General features: G+C 60.0%; 4 protein-coding genes. All 4 read right to left on the bottom strand.

Features of this window, described 5'->3' with window-relative positions:
• Positions 1-22: 22 nt before the first annotated feature.
• Entirely contained in the window at positions 23-541 is a 519-nt protein-coding gene (locus EN884_RS32070; protein ID WP_063170582.1) for an RES family NAD+ phosphorylase, read from the bottom strand.
• Positions 538-927: an MbcA/ParS/Xre antitoxin family protein gene (locus tag EN884_RS32065; RefSeq protein ID WP_013525331.1), complete on the bottom strand. Its 390-nt coding sequence runs from the start codon at positions 925-927 to the stop codon at positions 538-540. Before EN884_RS32065 ends, EN884_RS32070 begins: the two co-directional genes overlap by 4 nt.
• 186 nt (positions 928-1,113) lie before the next feature.
• On the bottom strand, positions 1,114-2,319 hold the full coding sequence (gene repC / locus EN884_RS32060) for a plasmid replication protein RepC (RefSeq protein ID WP_128360974.1): 1,206 nt from the start codon (positions 2,317-2,319) through the stop codon (positions 1,114-1,116).
• 153 nt (positions 2,320-2,472) lie between these two features.
• Positions 2,473-2,715: plasmid partitioning protein RepB C-terminal domain-containing protein (locus EN884_RS32055; protein ID WP_281034857.1), on the bottom strand; the 243-nt coding region annotated here is incomplete at its 5' end.

Here is a 2,715-nt window from a genome sequence, read left to right as displayed (position 1 = left end):
CCCCCTCCCCTGGCGGATCGGTCTATCGCCAAGACAGCTGATCCCTCGGCAGCCGACCACTGGGGTCGAATACAGCCACCTTGTGCGGGAGATCGGGGCCCCAGTTCCAAAGGACCAGATTGCGATCCTCCATCTCGGCCCCCGGCGCGAAGCTCGGAACCACGATGCCGGCAACATTTCGGGGTTGCAACCGCTCATAGATGGACCAGGACGCTGGACGTTCTCCGTTGCTGAGAGCCGTCGCCCAGGCACAGGCCATCTCTTCGAGCGTCACAGAAAACTCTCCTCTCCGCTCTTCCATTGTCAGATCCGCGATGTCGTCACAATCGATCTCATAGGAGCAAAGCACGCAGGGATCGATCCGCTGTGCGAAGCCCTGGTTGGCTTCCTTGATCGCTGTCATGATGGTCAGCGCCAGATAGAGCGCCGGCACGCCTTTGGGATTGAATCGAGCCCCTCGGATCGCCGCTCCTTCGCCGGAAGTCGGCTTGAATGCCCAACGTGGATCATGTGCGCGGTAGCAGGTTCCGACGAACCTCACGCAAACCCGCCAACGGCCATGTGATCGAGATAATCACGGACCGCTGCTGCCTTGCCGTCCTTCACCAGCGCCTCAGCGGTGCGTCCCCCAAATGCCGGAAGCGGCTGAGCCCGATACCAGGCCATCGCCTGCTCCTTGCCACCCGCCCATTCCGTCACTCGGCTGATGATCTCGAGCATTTCTCGCAGACGCCCCTGGGTCTTTACCGTGGCGCTACGCTCTGACCGATAAAGCGTCTCGCGTGCAAGACCTGCAGTCTGGGCCAACTGGCCTTTGGACATGCCAAAACCGTCCGCGACCTGCCCAATCGCAATCTTCCCATTCCGGTCCATGTAGGACAAGATGAGAGGTCCATTCTGCTCGGCTATCTTGAGTGCCTGGCCCATGGTGTTCATCCTACCATATCGGGAGTCATATTTCGTGTGCAGAAGATATGGCAGTTGTAGACTGTTTTCAAGAACGAACCCGTTCAGTGGCCGCGCCGCAAACCCCGCCGACAGGTGGGAATGTGCCAGGCCACCTCAACAGCACCGGTCACATCCTTACGCCGCTGCCCCGCGATATCTTGCCGCTCATCCGGTCATCCGTGCTGACGCGCCATTGGCTTTCAGCGCCGCCATGAGCATAGGTCCAACAGAAAACTCACCCGCTTTTGCCTTTTCGGTCAGCACGCGCAGATAACCGCCAGCCGAGTTGATATGCTGCGCTCTTTGCAGAATGCAGGCGATCACGATCGCGGCAACTTCCTGGCCCATCACATGGCAAGCCTCCTCATAGGCTGAAGGCGACACGCCAAGGTATCCTCGCACCTGGGCGGCGGTCATCATCAAGTCGCGCCAGCTTCCGATCCCGTTGACGGCATAGTCGGCAATATCGGGACAGGCCCGCAGCACCAGTCCAATCGGGTAGCCTTTCGGCTTCTCGGGGGGGTGGGATGTTGGCTCGGCCTCCGCCCTGCTTTTTTCGAAAGCCGGTTCAAATACAAAAGCGGAGTCTGTGTTTGAATCAGATTGCTGCCGCTCATTATGGGACTCATTGCCGCTAGGATTCTTGGCATTTGTGAAGCTTTCCAGCATCTTGTTGACCGCTTCGTGCAGCTCTACCAGCTCGGCGACGACCCCTTCCAGCTCCGACAGGCCTGCCCGGCGTGGAATTGCGTCCACAATGGCCCGGAACCGCTTCCACAGCGTTCCCCAGTCCCCGGGCACATCCTCCTCGACAGCCGCCTCGATCAGCTTATGGATGTCGCGGCGGTGCAGCGTGATGCGCTCCCGCATCAGTCTGAGCGCCCGACCGTCGGCTCGAACCTGGTCGGCCGCCTGCTGAAACTCCGCTGCCCTGGTGATCAACGGGGCCAGGGAGAAGCCGAAGGCCTCCACCACAGCCCCGCCCGGCCCTTTGCGGGCAAATCTTTTGCCGTTGGCGCTGTCCCTGCGGATGATGAGGCCGCAACTTACCAGTTCCGCCAGGTTCCTGCGCAGCGTGGAATCGGCCATGCCGTGCGCCCGCAGCGATAGCTGAGCGTTGGACGGAAAGACCATCAACCCGTTTTCCTCGCTGATCTGGTCGTCTGGATAAAACGTCAAAAGCCCGCTGAGCACCGCCAGGGCGCGATCGCCGCCGCCGACAATCGACTTGCCCTCGCACAGCCACCGATAAACCTGCCATTTCTCGACGACAGACCCCTGAGGTATCTGCCTTGACGCCGTGTTGGCTTTCACCAACGCAAGCGTCATCGGCCGCCGCCCGAAGGGCGTCGTCGCAAACCCACTCTCCATTTCCCTCACCTTTCAATCAGGCAAAAGAAATCTGCTCGCCGAAATGGCGCCACGACTCTTGACAGTGATTCGGGGAAGTGCGATTCTCAGCTTGCTACAGACGAGAAGGGCTTCCGCGACGGCGACGTTCGGGGGCCTTTTTCTTTTGCGGTTTCAGTCTCCTGTTTTCTTGGCTGTTTCCGATTGCCGAAAAGCCTCGAAAAGCTCGTCCAGCCGATCGGTTATGAACGCTCCGAACGGCGAGGCTTCCTTGGCCTTCAGGGCAAGCGTAAACACTTTTCCTGTGTCGGTGATCTTGGCTCGCACGGATCTGTCGTGCGGTGCCCAAGCCTTTTCCTGTGTCTTCGATGCTGCTGGCGCGCGTTTTGCCGGCGCGCTCATGAAGTCGAACAGACG

This window comes from Mesorhizobium sp. M7A.F.Ca.AU.001.01.1.1, from assembly GCF_004022735.1.
Classification (GTDB): domain Bacteria; phylum Pseudomonadota; class Alphaproteobacteria; order Rhizobiales; family Rhizobiaceae; genus Mesorhizobium; species Mesorhizobium ciceri.
Note: the sequence above shows the minus strand (reverse complement) of the source record. Positions and strands in the feature narration are given on the sequence as shown.

Coding starts and splice junctions, on each gene's coding strand:
- EN884_RS32065 (WP_013525331.1), bottom strand. CDS start 927: ATGGGCCAGGCACTCAAGATAGCCGAGCAGAATGGACCTCTCATCTTG.
- repC (WP_128360974.1), bottom strand. CDS start 2,319: ATGGAGAGTGGGTTTGCGACGACGCCCTTCGGGCGGCGGCCGATGACG.